The following is a 25,944-nucleotide window of genomic DNA, read 5'->3' as shown; positions in this document are numbered from 1 at the left end:
CCCCGTTCCACCCCGCCCCTCCACGGCCCCGCTCACCACGGCGAACGGCGCTCCCGCACGGGTCCGGCCGTCAGCTCGTGCTCCAGCGCGGCCAGCCGCGACCGTACGGCCGGTGTCGGCCGGACCGTCGCCAGCGCCCGCCACACGTCGAGGTCCTCCTCGCCCCACGATGCGTGCGCCCAGTCGGCCAGCAGGTCCGGGTCACGACGGGCGATCAGCGCCGTCCGCAGACCGTCGGCCAGGCGGCGCCTGAGCCGCACCACCGCCGGCGCCTGCGAACCCGGCAGCAGCGGCCCGGCGTACGCCGTCGCCGCGGCCGTGACCGCGCCCGCCTCCAGCCGCCGTTCCACGACCGCCACGTCCGACTCCACCGGCACCAGCAGGCGGTAGGGCCGCGAACCCAGCAACGACGGGCCCAACGTTCTGCGCAGTCGGGCCAGTTCGGCGCGCAGGGTCACCGGCGTCACCGACTCGTCCTCGTACAGCGCGCACAGCAGCTCGTCCCCCGTCAGACCCTCCGGATGACGTGCCAGCAGCATCACTATCTCGCTGTGCCGCCGGCTCAGCTTGATCCTGCGGCCGGCGACGAGCAACTGCGCCTCGTCCCGCCCCAGCGCCGTCAGTTCGGGTGCGCCGACCGGGTCGTCCTGGGGGCCGAGCAGCGCCAGATGGGACTCCGCGGCCCGGGCGACCGCCTGCACGAACCCCAGACTGTGCGGATGCGCGAGCCCGTCCCCGCCCGTGATGTCCACCGCCCCGAGGACCCGCCCGGTGCGCGGATCGTGCACCGGTGCCGCCGCACAGGTCCACGGCTGGACCCGGCGGATGAAGTGCTCCGCCGCGAACACCTGCACGGGACGGTCCACGGCGACCGCAGTCCCCGGCGCGTTCGTCCCCACGGCCGTCTCCGCCCAGCGCGCACCCGGCACGAAGTTCATCCGGTCCGCCTTGCGCCGGGTCGCCGGATGCCCCTCGACCCACAACAGCCTGCCGTGCGCGTCGCACACCGCGAGCAGATGCTCCCCGTCGGCGGCGAACGTGCCCATCAGCTCCCGGAACAACGGCATCACCCGCGCCAGCGGATGCTCCGCCCGGTAGGTGCCGAGGTCGCCGTCCGCCAGCTCCACGCTCGCCGTGCCGTCCGGACCGACCCCCGCCCGCGCCGAACGCCGCCACGAGTCCGCCACCACGGCACGCACCGGCCTCGGCACGGTGCCCACCGCGGTGAAGGTCTCATGGGCGCGGCGCAGCACTCGGACACGTTCGGCAGGGTCGGTCCCCGGCTTCAGGGCCACCCATGGATCGGACACTTCGGCCTCCCCGGACGGCGATGCGGCTGGGGACATCGTCACGCCGGGTAGGCGTGCCGACAACCACTTCGACGCCGCTCACTCGAACGATGTCCCGGCGGCGCGGCTGTACGGCCCCTCAGGCGGCGTTGACCAGACGTATGTAGCGCGCCCAGTCCCAGTGCGGTCCGGGGTCGGTGTGGTCGCTGCCCGGCACCTCGTGGTGCCCGATGATGTGCGCGCGGTCCTTGGGTATCCCGCGCCGGGCGCATATCGCGGCCGTGAGCTTGGCGGAGGCTTCGTACATGACGTCGGTGTAGTAGGACGGCTCGTCCACCCAGCCCTCGTGCTCGATGCCGATGCTGCGCTCGTTCTCCTCCCAGTTCCCCGCGTGCCAGGCGATGTCGGACTCGCGGACGCACTGCGAGATGTGCCCGTCGGAGGACCGGACGACGTAGTGCGCGGACACTTTCTTCCGGCCGGCCTCGAAGAGGAACAGGGTCTTGCGGTAGGCGGTCTGGGTCATGTGGATGATCACGCGGTCTATGGGGCGGACCGTCCCGGGAGCCACGGCCGTGTAGGCGCTTCTGCCCGCCGGCCGCCACTCGGCGGACGGCTGATCCGGTCCGGGGACATGCGCCCCGGCCGGCCGCTCGGGAAGCAGGACGTAGGGGACGGCGGCGAGTGCGGCCCCCTGCAGGACCCGACGTCTGTTGAGGTGCGGACGTACGCGCTCCACGACGTGAACCGCCTTTCTCAATGGGTGGGTTCTGGGCGGGAGCCCAGGGGAGGGGAGGGGAGGGGGCGACGCCCGCCCGGGTTCCTCACCCGGCCCGTGCGGGCGGCGTGTGAATCAAGGTACGGCCCCGAACCACCAGGCAGAAGGGCTGATCCGGTTTCCGTGGACGGCCCGCGGCTTGTGGACAACTCGCTCACTCGTGTGAGTGAACCGGGCGTCGCGCAGGCGGAATTCAGGCCCGAATCAGGCCCGAATCAGGCCCGGATCAGGCCCGCTCGGCCACCGAAGCCGGGTCGTCCAGCACCGCCCGCACCACCGCGTGCGCAGCCCCCAGCAGCGGACCCTCGGGGCCCAGCCGTGACACGGACACCGGGCAGGCGGGACCCGCGCTGCGCCGGTCCAGTTCGGACTCCAGCGACGGCAGAAGCCACGGTGCGAGCGCGGCCAGGGCACCGCCGAGCACCACCGTGCGGGGGTCGAGCAGATTGACCGCGCCCGTCAGCGCGATGCCGAGCGCCGTCCCCGCCTCGCGCAGCGCGCCCCGTACGTCCTCGTCGCCGGCGGCAGCCCGCTCGGCCAGCAGCCCCACCCGGTCCTCGCCCGGTTCGAGTCCGGCCGCGCGCAGCACCGCCTCCTCACCCGCGTACTGCTCGAGGCAGCCACGACCCCCGCACGGGCACGCCGGTCCCTCGGGCTGGACGGGGACATGCCCCAGCTCGCCGGCGAAGCCACGGGTCCCGTGCAGCAGCGATCCGTCCACGACGACCGCGGCGCCGATACCGATCTCCGCCGAGACATGCAGGAAGTCCGGCGGGGTGTCGTCGCCCAGCCACAGCTCGGCGAGGGCGCCGAAGTTGGCCTCGTTGCCGACCGTGAGGGGCACGTCGGTGGCGAGCAGGTCGCCCAGGTCGGCGTCGCGCCAGTCGAGGTTCGGGGCGCGGACGACGGTGCGGGCGTCGCGAGCCACGAGACCCGGTACGGCCACCGCCAGACCGGCGGGCCACAGCCCTTCGCGGCCCGCCTCCGCGACGACCTGGTCCACCAGTTCGCGGAGTTCGGCGAGCACGGGCTCGGCGGCCCGGCCCCGGTTCGCGGCATGCCGTACGACGCGTGCCCGCACCTCGCCGCGCAGATCGACGGCGCAGACGGCGAGATGGTCCACGCCGACCTCCGCGCCGATCCCGGCCGGACCGTGCGCGCTGACCGCGAGGGCCGACCCGGGACGGCCGACCCGGCCGGGCCGCTCGGGACCCAGCTCCTCCAGCAGACCCGAGCGGACGAGCTCGTCGACCAGGGTGGACACCGCCGCGCGGGTGAGCCCGATACGGGAGGCCACGGCCGCGCGCGAGAGTGGTCCCTCGGCGCTGACCGTGTGCATCACCCGGGCCAGATTGCGGCGGCGCATGCCCTGCTGGGTGTCGGGCAGCGTGCGCCCGGCCCCGGCCGGGTTGACCTCGTGCAGCGGTGCGGTCATGCCTCCGTCTTCCTCAGTGCGCCTCAGGGCTCCGCTCCAGCAGCGGGGCCGCGTCGGAGAGTACCCCGCTGATCCTCGCCAGCGTCTCGTCGTCCCGCTCCACGGCGTCCAGCACCGGCCCGCGCGCGGTGTTCCAGCGCCGGGCGACCGCGGCCGGGTCCTCGCCGGTCAGCAGCCCGGCGGCCTGCGCGGCGGCGCCGAGCGCGACCAGCTCCTTGGCCTCCGGGACCTGGACCGGGCGTCCCGACAGCCGGCGGACGGTCTGCTGCCAGGCCGTGCCCCGGGCGCCCCCGCCGATCAGCAGCAGCGGAACCGAACGGTCCGCGTCCTCGTCGAGCACCAGGTCCAGGGCGCCCAGCAGCGCGTGGACGGCACCGTCGTACGCCGCCTGCAGAAGCTGCCCCGGGGTGGTGTCGTGCCGCAGGCCGTGCAGCACACCGGACGCGTGCGGCAGGTTCGGCGTCCGCTCGCCGTCCAGGAAGGGCAGGAAGGTCAGATTCGACACCGGTTCCACGGCCTCCCGGTCGAGGCCCAGCAGGGAGGCGAGCTTGTCGACGGCGAGGGTGCAGTTCAGCGTGCAGGCGAGCGGCAGCCAGTCGCCGTGCGCGTCGGCGAAGCCCGCCACGGTGCCGGTCGGGTCCGCCGGGCGCCGCCGCGACACGGCGTACACGGTGCCCGAGGTGCCGAGGCTGAGGACCGGCGCGCCGGGGAGCAGGCCGAGGCCCAGCGCCGCCGCCGCGTTGTCGCCGGTGCCGGGCGCCACCAGGGTGCCCTTGGAGAACGGCAGGTCGTGGCTGTCGCGCACGGTGCCCGCGACCTCGCCGGGCCGCACCACACCGGGCAGCAGCGCCGGGTCCAGGCCGACGTGCTCCAGGATCCCGGCGTCGTACGTCTCCGTCGCCGACGCCCACCAGCCCGTGCCGGAGACGTCGCCCCGGTCGGTGGTGCCCTGACCCGTCAGACGCTCGGTGAGGTAGTCGTGGGGGAGGCGCACCGCTCGCGTGGCTCGCACCGACTCCGGCTCGTTCTCGGCCAGCCACGCCCATTTCGTCACCGTGAACGAGGCCGTCGGAACGGAGCCCGTCCGGTCCGCCCAGACCTTCGCACCGCCCAGCTCCTCCGTCAGGCGGCGGGCCTGCGGCGCGGAGCGCACGTCGTTCCACAGCAGAGCCGGACGCACCGGCTCACCACGTTCGTCCAGCGTGACCAGACCGTGCTGCTGCCCGCCGATCGACACGGCGGCCGCCTCGCGCGCGGGCTCGCCGCACTGGCGCAGCGCCTCGCACAGGGCGTCGTACCACTGGCGGGGGTCGCTCTCGCGGCCCGCGCCGGACGTGACGGTGTGCGGCGCCTGGCCGCTCGCGACGACCCGCCCGGTCGACACGTCGACGACCAGTGCCTTGGTGGACTGGGTGGACGTGTCCACGCCGACGACGAGCGGACCCTCGGCTGCTGACATCGGGTTCTCCCTTTTTCCGCGGCTCTGCGGCTCTCTGACCTGCTGTTTTTTGGCCGTCCGGCGCGTGGCGGCCCGGATCCGGCCCTTTCGGGGACATCGTGTCCCTTCCCAGGGACGCGTTGGCATACTAATTTGTAAACCGCCATGACGAAATAGTCGTAGCGAGTCGTTCAAGCAGTCGTCAGTAAGCAAGGAGCCGCGTCATGAGCTACCAGCCCACCCCCGAGGACAGGTTCACCTTCGGTTTGTGGACCGTCGGCTGGCAGGGACGGGACCCGTTCGGCGACGCCACCCGCAGCGCCCTCGACCCGGTCGAGACGGTGCAGCGCCTGGCCGAGCTCGGCGCCCACGGCGTCACCTTCCACGACGACGACCTGATCCCCTTCGGGTCCTCCGACACCGAGCGCGAGGCGCACATCAAGCGCTTCCGCGAGGCCCTCGACGCCACCGGCATGAAGGTGCCCATGGCGACGACCAACCTCTTCACCCACCCCGTCTTCAAGGACGGCGGCTTCACGGCCAACGACCGCGACGTGCGCCGCTACGCCCTCCGCAAGACGATCCGCAACATCGACCTGGCCGTGGAGCTCGGCGCCGAGACCTACGTCGCCTGGGGTGGCCGTGAGGGCGCCGAGTCCGGTGCCGCCAAGGACGTGCGGAACGCGCTCGACCGCATGAAGGAGGCGTTCGACCTCCTCGGCGAGTACGTCACCTCCCAGGGCTACGACATCAAGTTCGCGATCGAGCCCAAGCCGAACGAGCCCCGCGGCGACATCCTGCTCCCGACCGTCGGCCACGCGCTGGCGTTCATCGAGCGCCTCGAGCGTCCCGAGCTGTACGGCGTCAACCCCGAGGTCGGCCACGAGCAGATGGCCGGACTCAACTTCCCGCACGGCATCGCCCAGGCGCTGTGGGCGGGCAAGCTGTTCCACATCGACCTCAACGGCCAGTCCGGCATCAAGTACGACCAGGACCTGCGCTTCGGCGCCGGCGACCTGCGCTCCGCCTTCTGGCTGGTCGACCTGCTGGAGAGCGCCGGTTACACCGGTCCCCGGCACTTCGACTTCAAGCCGCCGCGGACCGAGGACTTCGACGGCGTGTGGGCGTCGGCCGCGGGCTGCATGCGCAACTACCTGATCCTCAAGGAGCGCGCCGCCGCATTCCGTGCCGACCCGGAGGTCCAGGAGGCCCTGCGCGCCGCCCGGCTGGACGAGCTCGCCCAGCCGACCGCGGCGGACGGTGTCAAGGGCCTGCTCGCCGACCGTTCGGCGTTCGAGGAGTTCGACGTCGACGCGGCCGCCGCGCGCGGGATGGCGTTCGAGCACCTCGACCAGCTCGCGATGGACCACCTGCTGGGCGCCCGCGGCTGACGCCGCGCACGCGCGCGTGTGCACCGCCTGTCGAGGGACGGGCGGTGCACACGCGGTGCTGTTCGGCCGTGCGGACGGGGCCGTGATCGGCCGTTCGGTGCGGCCGTGAACCGAGCGATTGTTCCGCAATCATGAGGTCCATGGCCGGGACCCGTCCCAACTCCCTTGACGGGGTCGCGAATCGGTCCTGGCCTTGCGACCCTGGACGGTATGGCCACGCCCCCCGTACCGCCTCAGCCGCCAGGACCGCCCCCGGGCCACACGCCTCCGGGCGGTTTCGGCCCGCCCGCCGACGGCTACGGCAGCGGAGGGCCGCCCCCGTACGGTGGCGGCGGTCCCAGGCGTCCCCGCAATCCGCTGGTGGTCCTGCTCGTCGCCGTGGTCGCCGTCGCGGCCGTGGTGGCGGCCGTCGTACTGGCCACGCGCGGCGGGGACGACGACGGCTCGCCGGCCGGGACCAGCACGAGCCCTTCGCCCCGGCCGTCCCTCAGCATCCCCAGCGAGCTGCCGACCCGGCTGCCCAGCGAACTCCCCACGTCCCTCCCGTCAGGCTTCCCGACCGATCTGCCGAGCGGCTTCCCGACGGATCTGCCGAGCGGTTTCCCGAGCGGTCTTGAATCGCTTCTTCCGTCCCTGGAGGGCGCGTTGCCGTAGTCAGGGGCTCTCGGGCACCAGGGTGCCGTCGGTCCGGTGACCGTCGGGTTCCGCGGCGGCCAGTGCCGTCGCCGGGTCCCGCGCGGGCGCTCCGGCGGGCACCCATCGCCCCGCCTCCTCGCGGTAGGGCCACCAGCGGCCGTCCCGTCCCAGGCGGAGTTGCGCGGGGGCCTCCTCCAGCGTCCACCGGTTTCCGTCACGCCTCAGCGGTGGCCGTTCGTCCTCGTCCCAGGCCGACTCCAGAGCGGCACGCGCGCGTGCGAGCGCCTCGCCCTCCACCTGCCACTCCTCGTCGAGCACGGACAGGGCCGCCTCACCACCGAGCCGCCACGCGCGTACGGCCGTCTCCAGCCCTGCGCGACCACGCCCCGAACCCTCGGCCAGCCGCTCGATCACACCTTCGTCCGACGCGCCCGCGGCGAGACGCGCCGCGTCCTGAGCGACCGTCAACTCCGAGACCGGCCCCGGCGTGGTTCGCAGCGCCTCCGCCAGCATGCGGTGCGCCTCCACGGCAGTGCCGGCGGCCAGGACCTCCAGGGCGGCGGGGTCCACCACCGGCACGCCCGGTGCAGCCTCGGTGTCCAGGGAGGGCGGTACCCCCGGTTCCGTGGGCAGTTCGGGCAGGGCGGGCAACGGCGGCAGGATGTCGCCGGTCGCGTACGCCTCCGTGGCGTCCACGCCCGGCCGCGCGCGGGACGCGGGGGAGTTCTGCGCTGCGTCGGCGGACGCCGTGTCGCCGCGGACCTGGAGATCGGCCAGGAGGGCCTGTTCACCCCGCCCGCGCATCAGGAACAGGACGAAGGGGTCCTCGTCGAGCAGTCGTGCCACCTGGTAGCACAGGGCCGCCGTGTGCTCGCAGTGGTCCCAGGCACCGCAGGCGCACTCGGGCTCCAGCTCGCCCAGACCGGGCAGCAGGTCGATCCCCGTGACCGAGGCGTCCTCCACCAGATGCGGTGGCATCTCCCGGTCCAGCAAGGCCGCGACATGACCCGCCCGCTCCACGGCCATGTCCAGGAATCGCTCCCACTGCGCCTCGGCCAGCGGCTCCACCAGTACGTCCGCCCGGTGCGCCGTACGGTCGCGGCCCCGCACCATGCCGTGATGCGCCCGGGCCGCACCGACACGGCACCGACCGCGCCCCCGCGCGCGAGCCCGCGTCCCGCCTTGAGCTGCTGGAGATCCAGAGCCGACTCCTCCAACGCCGTCAGCCAGGCCTGACCCCACCAGCTGACGGCGAAGCCCCTCCCACGCGCGGGAGGGAACGCGGCGAACGTGCGCTCCACATCGGCGCTCTGCCCCGCCGTCTCGTCCTCGCGTCCGGTCATCGTGCGCCCCCTCGCAGTTCCACCAGATCGGCCAGCTCCGCGTCCGTGAGCTCCGTCAGGGCGGCCTCGCCGGCACCCAGCACGGCGTCCGCCAGTGCCTGCTTGCGGCCGAGCATGTCGGCGATACGGTCCTCGACGGTGCCCTCCGTGATCAGCCGGTGCACCTGCACGGGCCGGTTCTGGCCGATCCGGTACGCGCGGTCGGTGGCCTGCGCCTCCACGGCCGGGTTCCACCAGCGGTCGTAGTGCACGACGTGCTCGGCCCGCGTGAGGTTCAGCCCGGTGCCGGCGGCCTTCAACGACAGCAGGAAGACGGGCACTGTGCCGTCCTGGAAACGCCGCACCATACGCTCGCGCTCGACCAGGCTCGTTCCGCCGTGCAGGAACTGCGCGGCGATGCCCCGGGCCGCCAGGTGCCGCTCGATCAGCCGTCCCATCCCGACGTACTGGGTGAAGACCAGCACGCTCGCCTCTTCGGCGAGGATGGTGTCCAGCAACTCGTCAAGCAGCTCCAGCTTTCCGGATCGCCCGGCGATCCTCGGCGCGTCCTCCTTGAGGTACTGCGCGGGGTGGTTGCAGATCTGCTTCAGTCCCGTCAGCAGCTTCACGATCGCACCGCGCCGCGCCATGTCGTCGGCGCCGGCGATCGCCGCGAGGGCCTCCCGGACCACGGCCTCGTACAGGCCCGCCTGCTCCGCGGTGAGCGACACCGTGCGATCCGTCTCCGTCTTCGGCGGCAGCTCCGGCGCGATCCCCGGATCGGACTTGCGTCGGCGCAGCAGGAACGGGCGTACAAGGCGGCCGAGACGCTCCCCGGCGGCCGGGTCCCGACCGCCCTCGATCGCGTCGGCGTACCGTCTGCGGAACGTGCCGAGCCGGCCCAGCAGACCGGGTGTCGTCCAGTCCAGGATCGCCCACAGCTCCGAGAGGTTGTTCTCGACGGGGGTGCCCGTGAGCGCCACACGCGCGCGTGCGTCGATGGAACGCAACGCCCGCGCGGTCGCCGAGTACGGGTTCTTCACATGCTGGGCCTCGTCCGCGACGACCATGCCCCAGGGGACCGTCGCGAGCCGGTGCGCGTCCTGACGCATCGTCCCGTACGTGGTGAGCACGAACTCGCCCTGCGCCACGGATGCGAGGTCACGCCGGGCGCCGTGGAAGCGACGCACGCGCGTGCCGGGCGCGAACCTCTCGATCTCGCGCTGCCAGTTGCCCATCAGGGACGCCGGGCACACGACGAGCGTCGGCCCGGCCGACGAGGAGTCGCCCTGCCGGTGCAGGTGCAGCGCGATCAACGTGATCGTCTTGCCCAGACCCATGTCGTCCGCCAGGCAGCAGCCCAGTCCCAGGGACGTCATGCGCGCGAGCCAGCTCAGGCCCCGCCGCTGGTAGTCCCGCAATGTGGCGGCGAGGGCGGGCGGCTGGTCGATCTGCTCCTGCCCCTCGGGATCCGCGAGCCGTTCCCGCAGCGCCGTCAGCCAGCCCGTGGAACGAACCTCCACCGGGCGGCCGTCGACCTCGATCGACCCGGTCAGGGCCGCCCCGAGCGCGTCGATGGACCTCAGGTCGCGTCTGTCGCGCGCATGGGCGCGCCGTACCTCGTGAGGGTCGACGAGGACCCACTGGTCGCGCAGGCGCACCACCGGGCGGCTCGCCTCGGCGAGGCGGTCCAGTTCCTCGCTCGTGAGCCGCTGGTCGCCCAGGGCGAACGACCAGTCGAAGGAGAGCAGGGCGTCGGCGGACAGGAACGCGGGTGCTCCGGAGGAGAGCCCGCCCGGACCGGTCGCGTCGTCCTGCGGGCCGATCACCGCGCGCGTGGTCAGCTCACGGGTGAGGCCCTTGGGCCAGTGCACCTCGACGCCGATCCCGGACAACCGGTGAGCGCCTTCCCGGAGCAGGTCCGTCACCTCGTCGTCGGCGAGGTCGACGGCGTCCGGGACGGCCGCGGAGAGCAACGGCGACAGGGGAGGCCAGGCCCGCGCGGCGCGTCGCAGCGCCAGCAGGGTGTCCATACGCGCGCGCGGCTCGAACCCGTCGGAACCGCTCCACACCTCCACCGCGTCCGCGACCAGCGTCGGATCGCTCACGCTGTGGACCTGGAGCACGGCCCGGAACGACGGCGCGTCGTCACTCTGGAACGTCGCGTCGAACTCGGCGCCACCGGCGAACTCCACGCGCAGGGACAGCCGTACGCCCGCGTCATGGCCGGCCGCGACGTCGGCGGCCCAGGCACGCAGCCCCGGCAGGTGCTGGGGAGGCGTCGCCGCGTAGGCCGGCCCGCCGGTGACGATCGGTGCGGCGGGGGAGCGGGGCAGGGTGTCGGCGACCGCGTCCAGGAAGGCACGGACCAGCCGCTCGGGGTCCGGCAGCCGCAGCGGCTCCTCGCCGGGCACCGGCAGCGCGTGTGCCTCGGGTGGCATCGCGGCGGCGAGCAGCCGGATGCGCTCGATGTCCTCGGGGTGCAGCGGCCCGGCCCGCCAGGCGTCGTGGTCCTCGGCCGAGAGGCCGGGCAGCAGCAGGCCACGTGCCACGACATGCAGGGCGAGGACGGCCGCCGTGCCCCAGAAAACGCCCGCACGGGCGGCCTGGGGCGACGTACGCGCGCGGGTGAGCACCGGCAGCGCGGCGCGGACGGGGAGCAGCAGCGCCGGTACGGTCACCAACTCCACGCCGTCCTCACCCGGCACGACGACGGACAGCTCCTCGACGCTCCCGTGGGAGAGAAAGGGTACGGCGCCGCCGTTGGACCGCCAGAAGGCGACGCGACCGGCGCGGGCGGGCTCGCCCGGGAGGAACAGGACGTTGCAGGAGGGCAGGTCGGGGACGTCGGACGAAGTTGCCTTTGCCTCGGGAAGCCTCGGCACGACTGAGCAGCACTCCTCAAATTTGACTACTCGAAGACGAGTCGCCGAGGCTACACCATTCGTCCGCCCGGCGGGTACGGTCATGATGTGACCCAGGTCACCCCGTCCATGAGGCGGCCTCGGCGGTGGTTGCGGATCAAGGTGACCCGCGACCACTAGGGGCCGGACCTCAGGGTCGTCTCAGGGGTGCGGTGCGGAACTGCCGGAGACGCGGGCCCGTTTTCAGGTCAGAGAGCGGCAGTGGCCGCAAAGGAGGCGACGCACATGTCGAAGAACGCCAAGATCGCCGCAGGAGGTGTGGCGGTCGGTCTCATCCTGCTGATCTGGCTGCCCTGGTGGGCGGCACTCCTGATAGTGCTCGGGGTCCCGGCCGCCGCCTACCTCACGCTCGATCCGTCACAGCGGCGCAGGCTGCGGCGCGCCACCCGCAAGGAGCTCGGTCGCTGACCGGCCCCTTTGCGGGGCCCCTCGCGGGTGGCGGGCCAGGCGCCTACAGCGCGCAGGAGTTGACGACGTCGCCGTCCACCGGCCTGTCCACCGTGTGGTCCGCGGGCGGGCGCACCCCTCGCTCCACCCAGGAGACCAGCCTGTCGAAGGCGGACCGGTAGCAGGGAAGGATCGGCCGGAGCCGGTCCGGATAGGTGTCGTACAGACCGTCGACATGCGTGCCGCCGGTAACGGTGACATAGCTGTGCAGCCGGCCGCGTCCGCTTCCGTCCACCATGCGCGCGTACACGTCGGAGTCGGCGGCCTGCGGCAGCAGGGTGTCCAGATCGCCGTGCAGGGTGATCAGGGGGCGGCCGATGCGTCCCGTCAGCGCGACGCGGGCCACGGCGCGATGCACGGAGGCGGGCCGGGAAGCGTAGTCGTAGGAGGCGTCGGAGGCGCAGGGCGCCAGGATCTGGTCCGTCGTGGTGCCGGCCGAGGCTCCGGGGCAGGCCGGGTCGTACGCGGGGTCGAACTCGGCGCGGTAGATCTTCTGCGTGATGCCCCAGTACGCCCGCTCGTGATACGGCCACAGGAACTCGGAGCCGCGGGCGAAGTCGGCCGCGTACAGGTCCTCGTCGCGCGCGGAGCCCAGCATCCGGGCCACGGCGGTCGGCAGGGAGGTGAGGAGGCTGGGGCCGTTCGCCGTCCACAGCGCCCCCTCCCAGTCCACGCCGCCGTCGTAGAGCTCGGGGTGGTTCTCCAGCTGCCAGCGGGTGAGGTAGCCGCCGTTGGAGATGCCGGTCATGTACGTCCGGCGGGGAGCGTGCCCGTAGCGCTGGGCCACGGCCTTGCGCGCGGCCCGGGTGAGCTGGGTGGTCCGTGTGTTCCACTCGGCGATCGCGTCACCGGGACGTCGGCCGTCGCGGTAGAAGTCGGCGCCGCTGTTGCCCTTGTCGGTCGCCGCGTAGGCGTACCCCCGCGCCAGCACCTGGTCGGAGATCGCCGTGTCCGACGCGTACTGCTTGCGGGTGCCCGGCGCCCCGGTCACCACGAGGCCGCCGTTCCACCGGTCGGGCAGCCGGATCACGAACTGCGCGTCATGGCTCCAGCCGTGCGTCGAGTTGAAGCGGGAGGAGTCCGGGAAGTAGCCGTCGATCTGGACGCCGGGGACACCCGACGGCTTCCGGGTGTCGCGTGCCGTCAGCCCGGCCTGGTCGGCCATGTCGGTGTACGGGGTGCCGGCGAGGCCCGTCGTCGTCAGATCCGCGAGGCACGCGGTCTGCTGGAAGGCGGCTCCCGGTACCCGTAGACGGTCCTGGCGGGCGCAGTGCTGCCCGGTCCCCGTCGCGGCCGATGCGGGACCGGGCCCGCCGAGGGCCGCGGCCAGCAGGGCGGCGGCGAGGAACGGGACGGCTCTGGACAGGCGCATGGCAGCACTCCTGGCGGAAGAGGGACGGCACATGAAGCGGGCAAGCCTCGAGGGCTGCCCCATGGTGCGGTCCCGGCTCCGCCTCATCCATGGGCTGGAACCACATGGAAGGCGGCTGCCGAATGGGTCCCCACGACAGGGGGCGTCTCCTTGGACGGCGGACCGGACGGCTCAGCTCGGGCGGACCGCCATCTTGTCGAGCGCTTCCAGCAGCCCGGGCAGCTCCGGACCGCGGCCGACCGGCAGGACCTCGCCCGGCTCGTCGTCCAGCAGCACGAACGCGATGTCGTCGGTCCGGGCGACCATGGACCAGCCGGGGCCGTCCGCCCGCAGGGTGCGGGCGTCACCGGAGGCGAAGGACGAGCGGACGCGGCCGAGCGGCGGCGGGGAGTCCACGTACGCGCGTGCCTCGGCGAGCACCCGCCGGATACCGCTGTGCCCTCCCTGAGCGGCGGCCTTGCCCTTCTCGTCCTCGCCGTCTTCCGCGTCCTCGGAGGAGGCGGCGGCGGTGCCGGGCGCCGCGAAGTCGTCGTCGCCGATCTGCTCGCGCCACATCGCCCACTGGAGGGCGATCTCGTCGGCGCCGAGGCGCCGCTGCGCCGGTCCCCACACACTCGTGTCCGGCGGGGTCAGCGGCGGGCCGTCCGCGATCTCGGGGTCCGGATCGTGCGGCGCGGGCACGTTGGGAGCGGCCACGGCGACGGCGAGGGGCCACCCGGGAAGCGCGGCCACGACCGTGCGCTCGTCCGGCGACAGGTCGTACTCCATCCCGCAGTCCCAGGACGCGATGGCCACCGCCACCAGGGAGACGTCGTCGATGACGACCGTCCACCGGGCGCCTTCGCCGTCCTGGCCGAGCACCAGGCCGTAGCCGTCGGCGAGCGGGGCGAGCCCGAGCGCCGCGCAGGCCTCCGGATAGTCGTCGCCCAGCACGCTCGGGAACTTCGCCGGCGTCAGCAGCACCGCCGTGAGCACATAGAGCGCATCGTCCGCGGCGGCGACGGCCTCCTCGTCCGTCCCGGCCATCCCAGCCTCCCCATCGGTTGGTCCATCGGCGCGCACCCTAGTGCGCCCGCAAGCCCCTTGTCACGACTCCCAGACACACCCGGGCCTGCAGGTTTCCGGCCGCACAGGGCGAAATCCACCGCGAACGCCACCTATGACGAGCCCTATGTCACGCCGCCGGAAGCCCCAGGAGCGCCCGAGCGACGGCCTGCGGAGACTCCTCGCGCTCACGGGCGAGGGTGAGGACGGCCCGGCAGGCCAGCTCGCTCACCCCGAAGGAAAGGGCCTCCGGAGACACCCAGCCGCTGGCCTCCTCTATTCGCTCCTCGTCGTCCGTCGCGCGGGCCGAGACATACACGGCGGCGGCCTCGAACAGATTGTGCGTGCCCGAGTCCTTGCGGCTGTCCGGCTCCAGACGCATGGAGCGGAAGACTCTGGCCGACGACTCGCGCAACCTGTTCCACATATGGACACCTTCCCCCTGTCGGACGCATGACCGCAGCGACGGATGTCGAACGCTCATCTTCCCGCCCCCAACGTAGGAGCTGGAGCACCGCCGCATAAGGGGGCCTCGCCGCCGCGGGACCCGCACAAACCTCGAGGCGGTCAGGACGTTCGCGTCGCCAGCGCCAGAAAGCGGTCGTCCTCGTCGACGTACGACGTCATACGCCACCCGGAGCCGGCGAGGAGCGGCCGCAGGTTGGCCTCGGCGCGCAGATCGTCCGGGGTCAGCCGGCGGCCGTGCCGGGCCGCCAGCGCCGCCCGGCCGATCGGATGGAACAGCGCCAGCGTGCCGCCGGGGCGCACGACCCGTGCCAACTCCCGCAGGTTGTCCGCCGGATGCGGCAGATGCGCGATGAGGCCCGCCGCGAACACGGCGTCCAGCGACTCGGCCCGCAACGGCAGGGCGGCCACGTCGGCGAGCAGCAGCCGCCCGTCCCTGTCGCGTCCGGCGTCCACGGCGGCCTCCAGCATGGCCGGGGTGAGATCGACCCCCAGGACCACTCCCGAGGCGCCCACGACCGCGCGCAGCGGCGGCAGAGCGCGCCCGGTGCCGCAGCCCGCGTCGAGCACACGATCGCCCTCGCCCAGCCCCAACTCGGCGACGGCCGCCGCGTAGACGGGCCCGTCGTCCGGGAACCGGCTGTCCCAGCCGGCGGCTCGGGCGGTGAAGAACTCCTGCACATGTGTGTGGTCGTCGCTCATGTTCCGCATGATCCCTCACCGGCACGGATGACGCCGCTGTGCACATGTTCGAGCTTGAGGCGGTCGTTCCGGCGCATCTCCGGGTCATATTCCAACACCTTTCGAAATGCGCCCCCTTCGTGCGCCCGTGCCCCGGCTAGCGTCCCGGGGCCATGGGACACCTGGACCACGCCGCTCTCGGCTGGCTGACCCCCGCACTGTCGTACGTGATGGCGTGCACGGGCGCCGCGCTCGGACTGCGGTGCACCGTACGAGCGCTCGGCGCCACCGGCCGCTCCCGCCGCAACTGGCTCGTCACCGCGGCCTCGGCGATCGGCACCGGCATCTGGACCATGCACTTCGTGGCCATGCTCGGCTTCAGCGTCAGCGGCACCGACATCCGCTACGACGTGCCGCTCACCGTGCTGAGCCTCCTCGTCGCCATGGCCGTCGTCTGCGGCGGTGTCTTCGCCGTCGGCTACAGCAAGGACCGCACGCGCGCGCTGTTCCTCGGCGGCCTGACCACCGGGGTCGGGGTGGCGAGCATGCACTACCTGGGCATGGCCGCCGTACGGCTCAACGGCGACATCACCTACGACCCCACCCTGGTCGGGCTCTCGGTCCTGATCGCCGTCGCGGCGGCGACGGCCGCACTGTGGGCCGCGCTCAACATCAAGTCGCCCGTCGCGGTCGCCATCGCCTCACTGATCATGGGCGCGGCGGTCAGCAGCATGCACTACACCGGGATGTTCGCGGTCCGCGTGCACGTCGTCCCGGCCGGTGGGGTCCTGCCCGGGGCCACGGCGATGCAGTTCATCTTCCCCCTCGCCGTCGGCCTCGGGTCCTACCTCTTCCTGACCTCCGCCTTCGTCGCGCTGTCGCCCGCCAAGGCAGAGCGTGACGCGACCGCTCCGGCCCCGCGCACGGTCGGACGCGCCACCGGCTGACCGAACCCACGGGGCCGCACGGCCCGTCGGAGCAGGTCCCGAACCACTCCCGATCGAGGAGGCCATGCGTACACCCCGCAGCAGCACCGCAGTCGACGCCGGATCACCGTCCCCGCCGCCCGTGCGCGGACGCCGCGCGCACGCCGGGCCGCCGGCCGACGAAGGCCCCGAGGACACACAGGGCGTCGGCGCCGATGCCACCTCCCCGCGCGCGGGACGCGCCCTGCGCCCCCGCACGGTCCGCGCCAAGATCGTCTGCCTGCTGATGGTCCCGGTCGTCTCACTGCTGGCCCTGTGGGCCTTCGCCAGCGTGACCACCGCCCAGGACGTCGCCCGGCTGCGCCAGCTCCAGCGCGTGGACGACGGCATCCGGAACCCCGTCGCGGCCGCCGTCGCCGCGCTCCAGGCCGAGCGCGCCGCGGCGGTCCGGTACGCGACCGATCCGTCCGCCGGACGCGCGGCCGACCTCAGGAAGGCCGCCGAGGACAGCCGCACCGCGGTGGCCGAGCTCCGGCTCGGAAAGCGCAACACGGTCGCCGACGGTGAGGAGTTCCCCGCCGGCGTGGCCCCGCGCCTGAAGGACTTCGTGACGGGCGCGGAGCGGCTGAGCGTGGTGCGGGACGACGTCCTCGACCGCCGCTCCCGCTGGCAGGCGGCGTACGGGCAGTACACCGAGAGCATCGGGAGCGCCTTCGCCGTTCTGGGTGCGCTGACCGGCGTCCAGGACGCCGAACTCGGCTCCGACGCGCGCGTGCTGCTCGAGTTCGCCCGCGCGGGAGAGGCACTCGCCCAGGAGCAGGCGGTGCTGGACAGCGCGCGCCTCGCCGGGCGCCTCGACGGACCGCGGCTACGGCTGTTCACCGGCGCCGTCGGTGTCCGCCGTACGCTCACCGACTCCGCCGTCGCCGATCTGAACGGCACCCAGCGCGCCGCCTGGCAGCGTCTCGCCACCGGCGAGGACTACGCGAGCGTTGTGGCCTTGGAGGACACGGTCACCGCCGCCCCGCCCGGCTCACCGGCGCCGAGCACCACCGCCGGGCCGGGGGCTGGCTGGAGCGCGGCACACGCACGCGTGCAGAGCGCGATGAGGACCATCCAGCAGGACGCCGGACGCGCGGTCGCCGACCGCGCCGACCCGTTCACCCGGGGGCTGCTCACCCCGGCCGGTGCCGCCGTGCTCTTCGGGCTGCTCGCCGTCGCCGCCTCCCTCGTCATCTCCGTGCGCATCGGGCGCGGCCTCGTCGTGGAACTCGTGACCCTGCGGGACACCGCTCTGGAGATCGCCCGGCACAAACTCCCCGAGGCCATGCGGAGACTGCGCGCCGGCGAGGAGATCGACGTCCGCAGCGAGGCACCGCCAGGACCGCCGGCCGAGGACGAGACCGGCCAGGTCGGCGAGGCCCTGAACACCGTGCACCGCGCGGCCCTGCGGGCGGCCGTGGAGCGCGCCGAACTCGCCAGCGGAGTCTCGGGGATCTTCGTGAACCTCGCACGCCGCAGCCAGGTCCTCGTGCACCGGCAGCTGAGCCTGCTGGACAGCATGGAGCGGCGCAGCGACGACCCGAACGAACTGAGCGACCTCTTCCGGCTCGACCACCTCACCACACGGATGCGGCGCCACGCCGAGAGTCTGATCATCCTCTCCGGAGCGGCCCCGGGGCGGGCCTGGCGGATGCCGGTCTCCCTCACCGACGTGGTGCGCGCCGCCGTCTCGGAGGTGGAGGACTACGCGCGCGTAGAGGTACGCCAGCTCCCGGAGGCGTCCGTTCTCGGTGCGGCCGTCGCCGACCTCACCCACCTCCTGGCCGAACTCGTGGAGAACGCGGCCCAGTTCTCGCCCCCGCACACGCGTGTGCGCATCACCGGCGAACCCGTCGGCAACGGGTACGCCGTCGAGGTCGAGGACCGTGGCCTCGGCATGGGCAAGGAGGCCCTCGAGGAGGCCAACCGGCGGATCGAACAGTCCGAGGCGCTCGACCTGTTCGACAGCGACCGACTCGGCCTGTTCGTCGTCAGCCGGCTCGCCGCCCGGCACCAGATCAAGGTGCACCTGAGCACCTCGCCGTACGGCGGCACCACCGCCGTGGTGCTGCTGCCCACGGCCCTGCTGCACGACGGCCCGACGGAACGTTCCGCCCGGGCCCACGCCCAGGCCGCGGCCGACCCGGGACGGCCCGCGGAACACGACTACGCGCGCGTGCCCGTCACGGAACGGCGCCAGGAGTCCGTCCCCACCGCCGCCGAACGCCCCGCCCTGGTGGCGCCCGCGCCGCCCGCGCCCGAGCCGACCCGCACCTCACCCCCCGGAGTCACGACCTTGCGACTTCACCGGCCCCCGGACGACTCCGGCACCACCGACGACCTGCCACGGCGGGTGCGGCAGGCGAACCTCGCGCCCCAGCTGCGCGAACGCCAAACGGACGAGCCCGCGCGGACCGGACCGGAGGACGGGCCCGATCACGGTCGGACCCCCGAGATGGTCAGGGACCGCATGGCCGCCTACCGCGACGGGTGGACACGCGGCGGCGGCAGGCCGCCCGGCACCGGAACCCCGTCCGACCCCGCACTGCGCCACGAAGGCAGCGAAGGAGATTTCGCATGATCCCGGAACCGAGCATGAGGGCCGCCGGCCGGTCCGGCGAACTCGACTGGCTGCTGGACGACCTGGTGGCACGGGTGAGCGAGGTACGGCACGCCGTGGTGCTCTCCAACGACGGACTCGCGGTCGGCTCGTCGTCCGGTCTGCGCCGCTCCGACGCCGAGCATCTCGCCGCCGTGGCCTCCGGGTTCCATTCGCTCGCCAAGGGCACCGGCCGTCACTTCGGGGTCGGCGGAGTGCGCCAGACCATGGTCGAGATGGACGACGCCTTCCTCTTCGTGGCGGCGGCGGGCGACGGCTCCTGCCTCGCCGTCCTCACCGCGGTGACCGCCGACATCGGCCTCGTGGCCTACGAGATGGCACGCATGGTCAAACGGGTCGGCGAGCACCTGCGCACCCCGACCCGCACCACCACCCGGCCGCCCGCCGGGGGCTGAGAGCGAAGGGCGGCCGGCGCACATGAACGCGCAAGACCAGGATCACCGGCGCGAGCAGGGCAGCCAGTGGTACGACAACGAGGCCGGGCCCCTGGTGCGTCCGTACGCCATGACGGGCGGACGCACCCGGCCAGGGCCCTCCGGGGTGCGGTTCGACCTGATCGCCCTCGTCACCCTCGCCGGCACCGCATCCGAGGGCGACGACGACAGCACCCTCGGGCCGGAACACCGGGCCCTGATCGAGCTGTGCCGGCCGGAGACCCAGTCGGTCGCGGAACTGGCGGCGGGCGCCGACCTGCCCGTCGGCGTGGTCCGGGTGCTCCTCGGCGACCTCCTCGAACGCGGGCGGGTCACCGTCAGCCGCCCGGTCCCGCCCGCCCACCTGCCCGACGAACGCATCCTGCGCGAGGTCATCGAGGGCTTGCGTGCGCTGTAGCCACCCCGCGCGCGGGACACCGACAAGAGGACAGGGCGTGAGATTTCCGAACCCAGGCGGTCCGTACGGCCCCCCGCGCGCACCCGTACGGACATCGAACAGGTACGAGACGGTCGCATCGGGCAAAAAGCGGTCCAACCCCACGAAGGGGAGGGTCCGTTGTCATGATGCTGACTTCGCGCAGTGACGTCGACCGATGCCGGCACTCCAGAGAGAAGTGATCGATGGTCTCCGAGCACTCCGACGCCTTCGACGGCGACACGTCCGCCCTGGCGTTGAAGATCCTTGTCGCCGGCGGGTTCGGCGTGGGCAAGACGACCCTGGTGGGCGCGGTCAGTGAGATCAAGCCGCTGCGCACCGAGGAACTGCTCAGCGAGGTGGGGCAGTCGGTGGACGACACCGACGGCGTGGACCACAAGGTCACGACGACGGTCGCCATGGACTTCGGGCGCATCACCATCCGGTCCGGCCTGTCCCTCTACCTCTTCGGCACCCCCGGCCAGGACCGCTTCTGGTTCCTGTGGGACGAGCTCTCCCAGGGCGCACTGGGAGCCGTGGTCCTCGCGGACACCCGCCGCCTGGAGGACTGCTTCCCCGCCGTCGACTTCTTCGAGCACCGGCACATCCCGTTCGTGGTGGCCGTGAACTGCTTCCCCGGCGCCCGGTCGTACGGCGCCCAGGACGTCGCCCGCGCCCTGGACCTCGACCAGGGGACACCGGTCGTCCTCTGTGACGCCCGGGACCGCGACTCGGGCAAGGAGGTGCTGATCCGCCTCGTCGAGTACGCCGGGCGGATGCACACCGCCCGGCTGCTCGACTCCGTCGGCTGACCGGCCCCGCCGGCTGCGACCGGGTGCCGCCGGATCAGTCGGCGACGTCGCGCTCCGCCAGCACCTTGTCGATCGTGACGCGGACGAGGAGCTCACCGGGCACGCCGTTGCGGGCCCCGAACTCCTCGGCGCGGTCCTCACCCATGTAGCGGGCCCCGATCCGCCCGGCCCAGTGCCGCAACTCGTCCAGATCCTCCGACACCCGCGCGCGCCCCTGGATCACCACGAAGGCGTACGGCGGACGGTCGTCGTCCACGCACAGCGCCACCCGGCCGTCACGGAGGACGTTCCGGCCCTTCACGCTGGACGCGGCGGTGTTGAACACCAGCTCGTCCCCGTCCAGTACGAACCAGATCGGCGTCACATGCGGGCTGCCGTCGGCCCGCACCGTGGAGAGCTTTCCGGTGCTGGTGCCCTGCGAGACGAACGCCCGCCATTCGTCCTCGGTCATCTTCTTCGCCATGCCCCCCATCCTCCTTGCCCGAGGGCCGGATGGTCCGGAATGGTGTCGAGAAGTTCCTCCGGTGCCGGAGGACGCATCTACACGGGGAGACCGGACCAATGGCGCAGAACCAGAAACTCGGCTGGCTGCTGGACGATCTGACACAACGTGTCGACCATGTGCGACACGCGCTGGTGCTGTCGAACGACGGGCTGGTGACCGGGGCGAGCAAGGGGCTCAGGCGCGAGGACGCCGAGCACCTCGCCGCAGTCTCGTCGGGGCTGCACAGCCTGGCCAAGGGCTCGGGGCGGCACTTCGGCGCGGGCAGAGTGCGGCAGACCATGATCGAGTTCGATGACGCCGTCCTGTTCGTGACGGCCGCGGGGGCGGGCAGCTGTCTGTGCGTGCTCAGCGGCGCGGAGGGCGACATCGGCCAGATCGCCTACGAGATGACCCTGCTCGTCAACCGGGTCGGTGAGCATCTCGACGTGGACGCGCGCCTGCCGGGAGCGGCCCCGCTCGCAGACTGACCTCTGTCTTCCGAGTCCCTGACCTGCTGTTTCGTCGACCCCGGCGGAGTTGTCCACAGGCTCGCCACGAGGTGCGGCAACCGGGCTACATTTCTGTCACGGCGCACGCACCGAGCGTGACCGACCGACCGACTCCACGGGGGAGACACAGCATGTCCGGCGACACCATCACGACAACTCACGACCGTTCCTGCACACCGAGCCGTGCGGCGCGGGAACTCGGGCTCAGGCGGAGCGACCTGGACCTCGCCGTGCACCTCGGTCTGATCCGGACCGTCCCCGACGAGGGCGGGGGCGGCGGCCGCCGCGTCACCCGGTCCGAGATCGACCGGGTGCGCTCGACGGACGGCTTCCCGGACGCACTGCTCGCACGGATCGAGCTCGTCGGTACGGCCGAGGGCGCACGGCTCCTGGACATCCCCGCCGGCCGGTTCACCCGCCTCGCCCGCCTGGGCCAGGTCGTCCCGACCAAGTGGTACCTGAACCGGTACCGAGCCGTCGTCTGGCTCTATCTCGCCGAGGAGCTGAGGCGGTTCGCCGCCGACGAGGAGAATGTCCCGCTCCTGAAGGCCCGCCGGATGCCCGAGGGGCCGCGCGCCCTGCTGGACGCGGGTGTGGACCTGCGGCCGCGCAACTGGCGGGGGCGCCACCGGGGCTTCCTGCTGCGCCAGTCGCAGGGCCCCTGGGAGAGGGCCGGCGCGTACGCCGCGTTCCTCGACCCGGTCGAGATCGCGGAGGCCGTCCCCGACCCCTACGAGCGCTCGCATCTGGGCCGCTTCCGGCCGGGTCCGCCGGTGGCCGGTGCCCCGGGAACACCCGCCGCACGCATCGCCGAGCGGATCATGATCGCGGCCGACGCGGACGAGATCGGCCTGCTGCGGACCGAGTTGGCGGCTCTCGTGCGGGAGGCGCGGGAGACCGGTCCCGCCCCGCGGCCCACGCCGCGCCGGGCGCCCGCCCCATCGCGGGCCCTCGCACCCCCATCCGGGGGACCGAAGACACCGCGTCGGCTCCTGGGCCGGTTCCGGCGCCGGGCCTCCGCGGCTACAGCGCCCTGAACAGCCCTTCCTGGACGACGGACACCAGCAGACGGCCCTCCCGGTCGTAGATCCGGCCCCGGGCGAGTCCCCGCCCGCCGACCGCGATCGGCGACTCCTGGTCGTAGAGGAACCACTCGTCCGCCCGGAAGGGCCGGTGGAACCACATGGCGTGGTCCAGCGACGCCATGTCGAAGCCGCGCTTGCCCCACAGGGGTTCGACCGGGATGCGCACGGCGTCGAGGAGCGTCATGTCGCTGGCGTACGTCAGCGCGCAGGTGTGCACCAGCGGATCGTCGCCGAGCGGCCCGACCGCGCGCATCCACACCGCGCTGCGCGGATCGGCGCCCTTGACCTCCTCGTCGGTCCAGCGCAGCCGGTCGACATAGCGGATGTCGAAGGGCTGACGCCGGGCCATCCGCTCCAACTGCTCCGGCAGTGCGCCGAGATGCTCACGGATCTCGTCCGTGACCGTCGGCAGCGACTCCGGCGCCGGGACCTCGCGGGCCGGCGGCAACTGATGCTCGAAGCTTCCCTCTTCGGGCTTGTGGAAGGAGGCGGTGAGATTGAAGATCGTGCGGCCCTGCTGCACGGCGGTGACCCGGCGGGTCGTGAACGACCTGCCGTCCCGGACCCGCTCGACCTGGTACACGATCGGCACCCCGGGCCGCCCCGGGCGCAGGAAGTACGCGTGCAGCGAGTGCACCGGGCGGTCGCCCTCGGTGGTGCGTCCGGCCGCGACCAGCGCCTGGCCGGCCACCTGGCCGCCGAAGACCCGCTGCAGCGACTCCTGCGGACTGCGGCCACGGAAGATGTTGACCTCGATCTGCTCCAGGTCGAGCAGGTCGACGAGCCTTTCGGCCGGGTTGGTCGTCATGGGTGCGTCTCTCCTGAGCTCACAGCTGGCCGACGTCGGTGACACGGACGACCGCGCGGCCCTCCGCGTCGGAGGCCGTGAGATCGACCTCCGCGCTGATGCCCCAGTCGTGGTCGTCGTTGGGGTCGTCGAAGATCTGGCGGACCCGCCACAGCCGGTTCGCCGGCTCCTCCTCGATCACCAGGAGCTTGGGACCGCGGGCGTCCGGCCCGGTGCCCAGGTCGTCGTACTCGTCCCAGTACTTGTCCATCGCCTCGCCCCACGCGTCGGCGTCCCAGCCGGACTCCGCGTCCATCTCGCCCAGCTCCTCGACGTGGTCGAGCGCGGCGAGCTCCACCCGCCGGAACATGGCGTTGCGGACCAGGACCCGGAAGGCACGCGCGTTGGTGGTGACCGGCTTGACCTCGTCGGCCTTCTCCTGGGCCTCCTCGGCGGTCATCACCTCGGGGTTGGCGAGCTGCTCCCACTCGTCGAGCAGGCTCGAGTCGACCTGCCGCACCATCTCGCCCAGCCACTCGATCAGGTCCTGCAGATCCTCGGACTTCAGGTCGTCGGGGATGTTGTGGTCGAGGGCCTTGAAGGCGCTGGCGAGGTAGCGCAGCACGATGCCCTCGGTACGGGCCAGCTCGTAGAACGACACCAACTCCGTGAACGACATGGCCCGTTCGTACATGTCCCGCACGACGGACTTCGGGGACAGCGGGTGGTCGCCGACCCAGGGGTGGCTCTTGCGGTATGTGTTGTACGCGTGGAAGAGCAGCTCCTCCAGGGGCTTGGGGTAGGAGATGTCCTGGAGCCGCTCCATGCGCTCCTCGTACTCCACGCCGTCCGCCTTCATCGCGGCGACGGCCTCGCCCTTCGCCTTGTTGAGCTGGGCGACGAGGATCTGCCGCGGGTCGTCCAGCGTGGACTCCACGACGGACACCATGTCCAACGCGTACGACGGCGACTCCGGGTCCAACAGCTCGAACGCGGCCAGAGCGAAGGTCGACAGCGGCTGGTTGAGCGCGAAGTCCTGCTGAAGATCGACCGTGAGCCGGACGATACGGCCGCTCGCGTCCGGTTCGTCGAGCTTCTCGACGATGCCGCCGTCCAGCAGCGACCGGTAGATCGCGATCGCGCGCCGGATGTGCCGCAACTGCTGCTTACGGGGCTCGTGGTTGTCCTCCAGCAGATGCCGCATCGCCTCGAAGGCGTTGCCGGGACGGGCGATCACCGACAGCAGCATGGTGTGCGTGACCCGGAAACGAGACGTCAGCGGCTCCGGCTCGGAGGCGATCAGCTTCTCGAAGGTGTTCTCCGTCCAGCCGACGAACCCCTCCGGGGCCTTCTTGCGGACGACCTTGCGGCGCTTCTTCGGATCGTCACCGGCCTTGGCGAGGGCCTTCTCGTTCTCGATGACGTGCTCGGGCGCCTGTGCCACCACCAGGCCCGCCGTGTCGAAGCCGGCTCGCCCGGCCCGGCCCGCGATCTGGTGGAACTCACGGGCGCGCAGCGTCCGGACCCGGCTGCCGTCGTACTTGGTCAGAGCCGTGAACAGCACCGTACGGATCGGCACGTTGACACCGACGCCGAGGGTGTCGGTACCGCAGATGACCTTCAGCAGCCCGGCCTGCGCGAGCTTCTCCACCAGACGCCGGTACTTGGGCAGCATGCCGGCGTGATGGACGCCGATGCCGTGCCGGACGTACCGGGAGAGGTTCCGGCCGAACTTGGTGGTGAAGCGGAAGTTGCCGATCAGCTCGGCGATCTGGTCCTTCTCCTCCCGCGAGCACATGTTGATGCTCATCAGTGCCTGCGCCCGCTCCACGGCCTGAGCCTGGGTGAAGTGGACGATGTAGACCGGCGCCTGCTTGGTCTCCAGCAGTTCCGTCAGCGTCTCGGTGAGCGGTGTCAGGCGGTACTCGTAGGAGAGCGGAACCGGCCGGGTCGCCGAGCGGACCACGGCGGTCGGCCGGCCCGTGCGCCGGGTCAGGTCCTCCTCGAACATCGAGACGTCGCCGAGCGTCGCCGACATCAGGATGAACTGCGCCTGCGGCAGCTCCAGAATCGGGATCTGCCAGGCCCAGCCGCGGTCCCCCTCCGCGTAGAAGTGGAACTCGTCCATCACGACCTGGCCGACGTCGGCGTTCTTGCCGTCGCGCAGCGCGATCGACGCGAGCACCTCCGCGGTGCAGCAGATCACGGGGGCGTCGGCGTTGACGGACGCGTCGCCCGTCAGCATCCCCACGTTCTCCGTGCCGAACAGCTTGCACAGCTCGAAGAACTTCTCCGAGACCAACGCCTTGATCGGCGCGGTGTAGAAGGTGACCTCGTCACGGGCCAGCGCCGCGAAGTGAGCGCCCGCCGCGATCATGCTCTTGCCCGAGCCGGTGGGCGTCGACACGATCACGTTCGCGCCGGAGACCACCTCGATCAGCGCCTCCTCCTGATGGGGGTAGAGCGTGAGACCACGCTCCCCGGCCCACGACTCGAAGGCTTCGTAGAGGGCATCGGCGTCGGCGGTCTTCGGCAGCTGATCGATGAGGGTCACCCACCCATCTTGCCTGGCCGGTGCCCGCACAGGGGAATCGGCTGCGGGATCGAA

22 protein-coding genes and 1 pseudogene are annotated in these 25,944 nt (G+C 72.5%); 10 read left to right on the top strand and 13 right to left on the bottom strand.

Annotated features, from left to right (window positions below; all coding sequences use genetic code 11):
• Positions 1–32 precede the first annotated feature (32 nt).
• The 4 genes from KBY32_RS08770 to xylB form a co-directional block, all read right to left on the bottom strand.
• On the bottom strand, positions 33–1,346 hold the full coding sequence (locus KBY32_RS08770) for a GAF domain-containing protein (protein WP_210979503.1): 1,314 nt from the start codon (positions 1,344–1,346) through the stop codon (positions 33–35).
• An 82-nt stretch (positions 1,347–1,428) separates the two neighbouring features.
• Complete coding sequence (locus KBY32_RS08765) at positions 1,429–2,028, bottom strand: N-acetylmuramoyl-L-alanine amidase (RefSeq protein ID WP_210979502.1); 600 nt, start codon at positions 2,026–2,028, stop codon at positions 1,429–1,431.
• Between the two features lie 265 nt (positions 2,029–2,293).
• Positions 2,294–3,502, bottom strand: a complete 1,209-nt coding sequence (locus tag KBY32_RS08760; protein ID WP_210979501.1) for an ROK family transcriptional regulator — start codon at positions 3,500–3,502, stop codon at positions 2,294–2,296.
• 13 nt (positions 3,503–3,515) lie between these two features.
• Positions 3,516–4,961, bottom strand: coding sequence for a xylulokinase (gene xylB / locus KBY32_RS08755; RefSeq protein ID WP_210979500.1), 1,446 nt, complete (start codon positions 4,959–4,961; stop codon positions 3,516–3,518).
• Between the two features lie 203 nt (positions 4,962–5,164).
• Here xylB and xylA point away from each other — a divergent pair, with 203 nt between their 5' ends.
• Both xylA and KBY32_RS08745 read left to right on the top strand, forming a co-directional pair.
• On the top strand, positions 5,165–6,331 hold the full coding sequence (xylA, locus tag KBY32_RS08750) for a xylose isomerase (RefSeq protein ID WP_055622291.1): 1,167 nt from the start codon (positions 5,165–5,167) through the stop codon (positions 6,329–6,331).
• 210 nt (positions 6,332–6,541) lie between these two features.
• Entirely contained in the window at positions 6,542–6,985 is a 444-nt protein-coding gene (locus KBY32_RS08745; RefSeq protein ID WP_210979499.1) for a hypothetical protein, read from the top strand.
• Here the strand turns inward: KBY32_RS08745 and KBY32_RS08740 are convergent.
• Together KBY32_RS08740 and KBY32_RS08735 are read right to left on the bottom strand one after the other, a co-directional pair.
• Positions 6,986–8,310: pseudogene (locus tag KBY32_RS08740) on the bottom strand (SWF or SNF family helicase).
• Positions 8,307–11,258: a DEAD/DEAH box helicase gene (locus KBY32_RS08735; protein WP_210979498.1), complete on the bottom strand. Its 2,952-nt coding sequence runs from the start codon at positions 11,256–11,258 to the stop codon at positions 8,307–8,309. The pseudogene KBY32_RS08740 and the gene KBY32_RS08735 overlap by 4 nt, the downstream one beginning before the upstream one ends.
• Before the next feature lie 180 nt (positions 11,259–11,438).
• Here KBY32_RS08735 and KBY32_RS08730 point away from each other — a divergent pair, with 180 nt between their 5' ends.
• Complete coding sequence (locus KBY32_RS08730; protein ID WP_053751218.1) at positions 11,439–11,621, top strand: hypothetical protein; 183 nt, start codon at positions 11,439–11,441, stop codon at positions 11,619–11,621.
• A gap of 43 nt (positions 11,622–11,664) precedes the next feature.
• On the opposite strand, the gene KBY32_RS08725 is transcribed toward KBY32_RS08730, so the two are convergent.
• The 4 genes from KBY32_RS08725 to KBY32_RS08710 all read right to left on the bottom strand — a co-directional run bounded on the left by KBY32_RS08725 (position 11,665) and on the right by KBY32_RS08710 (position 15,243).
• Positions 11,665–13,032 carry a tannase/feruloyl esterase family alpha/beta hydrolase gene (locus KBY32_RS08725; RefSeq protein WP_210979497.1) on the bottom strand — a complete coding sequence of 456 codons (1,368 nt, stop codon included), beginning with the start codon at positions 13,030–13,032 and terminating at the stop codon, positions 11,665–11,667.
• Between the two features lie 171 nt (positions 13,033–13,203).
• The gene (locus KBY32_RS08720) at positions 13,204–14,058 is read right to left on the bottom strand and encodes a hypothetical protein (protein WP_055622286.1); all 855 of its coding nucleotides are present in this window, start codon (positions 14,056–14,058) and stop codon (positions 13,204–13,206) included.
• Between the two features lie 148 nt (positions 14,059–14,206).
• Positions 14,207–14,503 carry a hypothetical protein gene (locus tag KBY32_RS08715; protein ID WP_055622285.1) on the bottom strand — a complete coding sequence of 99 codons (297 nt, stop codon included), beginning with the start codon at positions 14,501–14,503 and terminating at the stop codon, positions 14,207–14,209.
• Positions 14,504–14,643: 140 nt separating this feature from the next.
• Complete coding sequence (locus KBY32_RS08710) at positions 14,644–15,243, bottom strand: class I SAM-dependent methyltransferase (RefSeq protein WP_210979496.1); 600 nt, start codon at positions 15,241–15,243, stop codon at positions 14,644–14,646.
• 152 nt (positions 15,244–15,395) lie between these two features.
• Between KBY32_RS08710 and KBY32_RS08705 the strand changes: the two genes are divergently transcribed.
• From KBY32_RS08705 to KBY32_RS08685, 5 genes are all read left to right on the top strand, one after another.
• Positions 15,396–16,169 carry an MHYT domain-containing protein gene (locus KBY32_RS08705; protein WP_210979495.1) on the top strand — a complete coding sequence of 258 codons (774 nt, stop codon included), beginning with the start codon at positions 15,396–15,398 and terminating at the stop codon, positions 16,167–16,169.
• A 64-nt stretch (positions 16,170–16,233) separates the two neighbouring features.
• Positions 16,234–18,771, top strand: coding sequence for a sensor histidine kinase (locus KBY32_RS08700; protein WP_210979494.1), 2,538 nt, complete (start codon positions 16,234–16,236; stop codon positions 18,769–18,771).
• Positions 18,768–19,205, top strand: a complete 438-nt coding sequence (locus KBY32_RS08695; RefSeq protein ID WP_055622282.1) for a roadblock/LC7 domain-containing protein — start codon at positions 18,768–18,770, stop codon at positions 19,203–19,205. Before KBY32_RS08700 ends, KBY32_RS08695 begins: the two co-directional genes overlap by 4 nt.
• 22 nt (positions 19,206–19,227) lie before the next feature.
• Positions 19,228–19,641, top strand: a complete 414-nt coding sequence (locus KBY32_RS08690; protein WP_210979493.1) for a DUF742 domain-containing protein — start codon at positions 19,228–19,230, stop codon at positions 19,639–19,641.
• Between the two features lie 224 nt (positions 19,642–19,865).
• Complete coding sequence (locus tag KBY32_RS08685) at positions 19,866–20,471, top strand: ATP/GTP-binding protein (protein WP_108705733.1); 606 nt, start codon at positions 19,866–19,868, stop codon at positions 20,469–20,471.
• Between the two features lie 34 nt (positions 20,472–20,505).
• Here KBY32_RS08685 and KBY32_RS08680 read toward each other — a convergent pair whose 3' ends face one another.
• Complete coding sequence (locus KBY32_RS08680) at positions 20,506–20,934, bottom strand: PPOX class F420-dependent oxidoreductase (protein ID WP_210979492.1); 429 nt, start codon at positions 20,932–20,934, stop codon at positions 20,506–20,508.
• Between the two features lie 98 nt (positions 20,935–21,032).
• On the opposite strand from KBY32_RS08680, the gene KBY32_RS08675 reads away from it, so the two are divergent.
• Together KBY32_RS08675 and KBY32_RS08670 are read left to right on the top strand one after the other, a co-directional pair.
• Positions 21,033–21,443, top strand: a complete 411-nt coding sequence (locus tag KBY32_RS08675; protein ID WP_210979491.1) for a roadblock/LC7 domain-containing protein — start codon at positions 21,033–21,035, stop codon at positions 21,441–21,443.
• Positions 21,444–21,595: 152 nt separating this feature from the next.
• On the top strand, positions 21,596–22,501 hold the full coding sequence (locus KBY32_RS08670) for a DUF6397 family protein (RefSeq protein ID WP_210979490.1): 906 nt from the start codon (positions 21,596–21,598) through the stop codon (positions 22,499–22,501).
• Here the strand turns inward: KBY32_RS08670 and KBY32_RS08665 are convergent.
• Together KBY32_RS08665 and KBY32_RS08660 are read right to left on the bottom strand one after the other, a co-directional pair.
• Positions 22,488–23,357 carry an acyl-CoA thioesterase II gene (locus KBY32_RS08665; protein WP_055622276.1) on the bottom strand — a complete coding sequence of 290 codons (870 nt, stop codon included), beginning with the start codon at positions 23,355–23,357 and terminating at the stop codon, positions 22,488–22,490. The genes KBY32_RS08670 and KBY32_RS08665 overlap by 14 nt on opposite strands.
• Before the next feature lie 19 nt (positions 23,358–23,376).
• Positions 23,377–25,890, bottom strand: coding sequence for a DEAD/DEAH box helicase (locus KBY32_RS08660; protein ID WP_210979489.1), 2,514 nt, complete (start codon positions 25,888–25,890; stop codon positions 23,377–23,379).
• Between the last annotated feature and the right edge of the window lie 54 nt (positions 25,891–25,944).

It is taken from the genome of Streptomyces sp. RK62 (genome assembly GCF_018070255.1).
Classification (GTDB): Bacteria; Actinomycetota; Actinomycetes; order Streptomycetales; family Streptomycetaceae; genus Streptomyces; species Streptomyces nigra.
The sequence above is the reverse complement of the archived record's forward strand: the minus strand, read 5'-3'. Positions and strand labels throughout refer to the sequence as shown.

Coding starts and splice junctions, on each gene's coding strand:
- KBY32_RS08675 (WP_210979491.1), top strand. CDS start 21,033: ATGGCGCAGAACCAGAAACTCGGCTGGCTGCTGGACGATCTGACACAA.
- KBY32_RS08735 (WP_210979498.1), bottom strand. CDS start 11,258: ATGACCGTACCCGCCGGGCGGACGAATGGTGTAGCCTCGGCGACTCGT.
- KBY32_RS08715 (WP_055622285.1), bottom strand. CDS start 14,503: ATGTGGAACAGGTTGCGCGAGTCGTCGGCCAGAGTCTTCCGCTCCATG.
- KBY32_RS08710 (WP_210979496.1), bottom strand. CDS start 15,243: ATGAGCGACGACCACACACATGTGCAGGAGTTCTTCACCGCCCGAGCC.
- KBY32_RS08700 (WP_210979494.1), top strand. CDS start 16,234: ATGCGTACACCCCGCAGCAGCACCGCAGTCGACGCCGGATCACCGTCC.
- KBY32_RS08730 (WP_053751218.1), top strand. CDS start 11,439: ATGTCGAAGAACGCCAAGATCGCCGCAGGAGGTGTGGCGGTCGGTCTC.
- KBY32_RS08725 (WP_210979497.1), bottom strand. CDS start 13,032: ATGCGCCTGTCCAGAGCCGTCCCGTTCCTCGCCGCCGCCCTGCTGGCC.
- KBY32_RS08665 (WP_055622276.1), bottom strand. CDS start 23,357: ATGACGACCAACCCGGCCGAAAGGCTCGTCGACCTGCTCGACCTGGAG.
- KBY32_RS08690 (WP_210979493.1), top strand. CDS start 19,228: ATGAACGCGCAAGACCAGGATCACCGGCGCGAGCAGGGCAGCCAGTGG.
- KBY32_RS08685 (WP_108705733.1), top strand. CDS start 19,866: ATGGTCTCCGAGCACTCCGACGCCTTCGACGGCGACACGTCCGCCCTG.
- KBY32_RS08705 (WP_210979495.1), top strand. CDS start 15,396: ATGGGACACCTGGACCACGCCGCTCTCGGCTGGCTGACCCCCGCACTG.
- KBY32_RS08760 (WP_210979501.1), bottom strand. CDS start 3,502: ATGACCGCACCGCTGCACGAGGTCAACCCGGCCGGGGCCGGGCGCACG.
- KBY32_RS08695 (WP_055622282.1), top strand. CDS start 18,768: ATGATCCCGGAACCGAGCATGAGGGCCGCCGGCCGGTCCGGCGAACTC.
- KBY32_RS08745 (WP_210979499.1), top strand. CDS start 6,542: ATGGCCACGCCCCCCGTACCGCCTCAGCCGCCAGGACCGCCCCCGGGC.
- KBY32_RS08680 (WP_210979492.1), bottom strand. CDS start 20,934: ATGGCGAAGAAGATGACCGAGGACGAATGGCGGGCGTTCGTCTCGCAG.
- KBY32_RS08770 (WP_210979503.1), bottom strand. CDS start 1,346: ATGTCCCCAGCCGCATCGCCGTCCGGGGAGGCCGAAGTGTCCGATCCA.
- KBY32_RS08720 (WP_055622286.1), bottom strand. CDS start 14,058: ATGGCCGGGACGGACGAGGAGGCCGTCGCCGCCGCGGACGATGCGCTC.
- xylB (WP_210979500.1), bottom strand. CDS start 4,961: ATGTCAGCAGCCGAGGGTCCGCTCGTCGTCGGCGTGGACACGTCCACC.
- KBY32_RS08670 (WP_210979490.1), top strand. CDS start 21,596: ATGTCCGGCGACACCATCACGACAACTCACGACCGTTCCTGCACACCG.
- xylA (WP_055622291.1), top strand. CDS start 5,165: ATGAGCTACCAGCCCACCCCCGAGGACAGGTTCACCTTCGGTTTGTGG.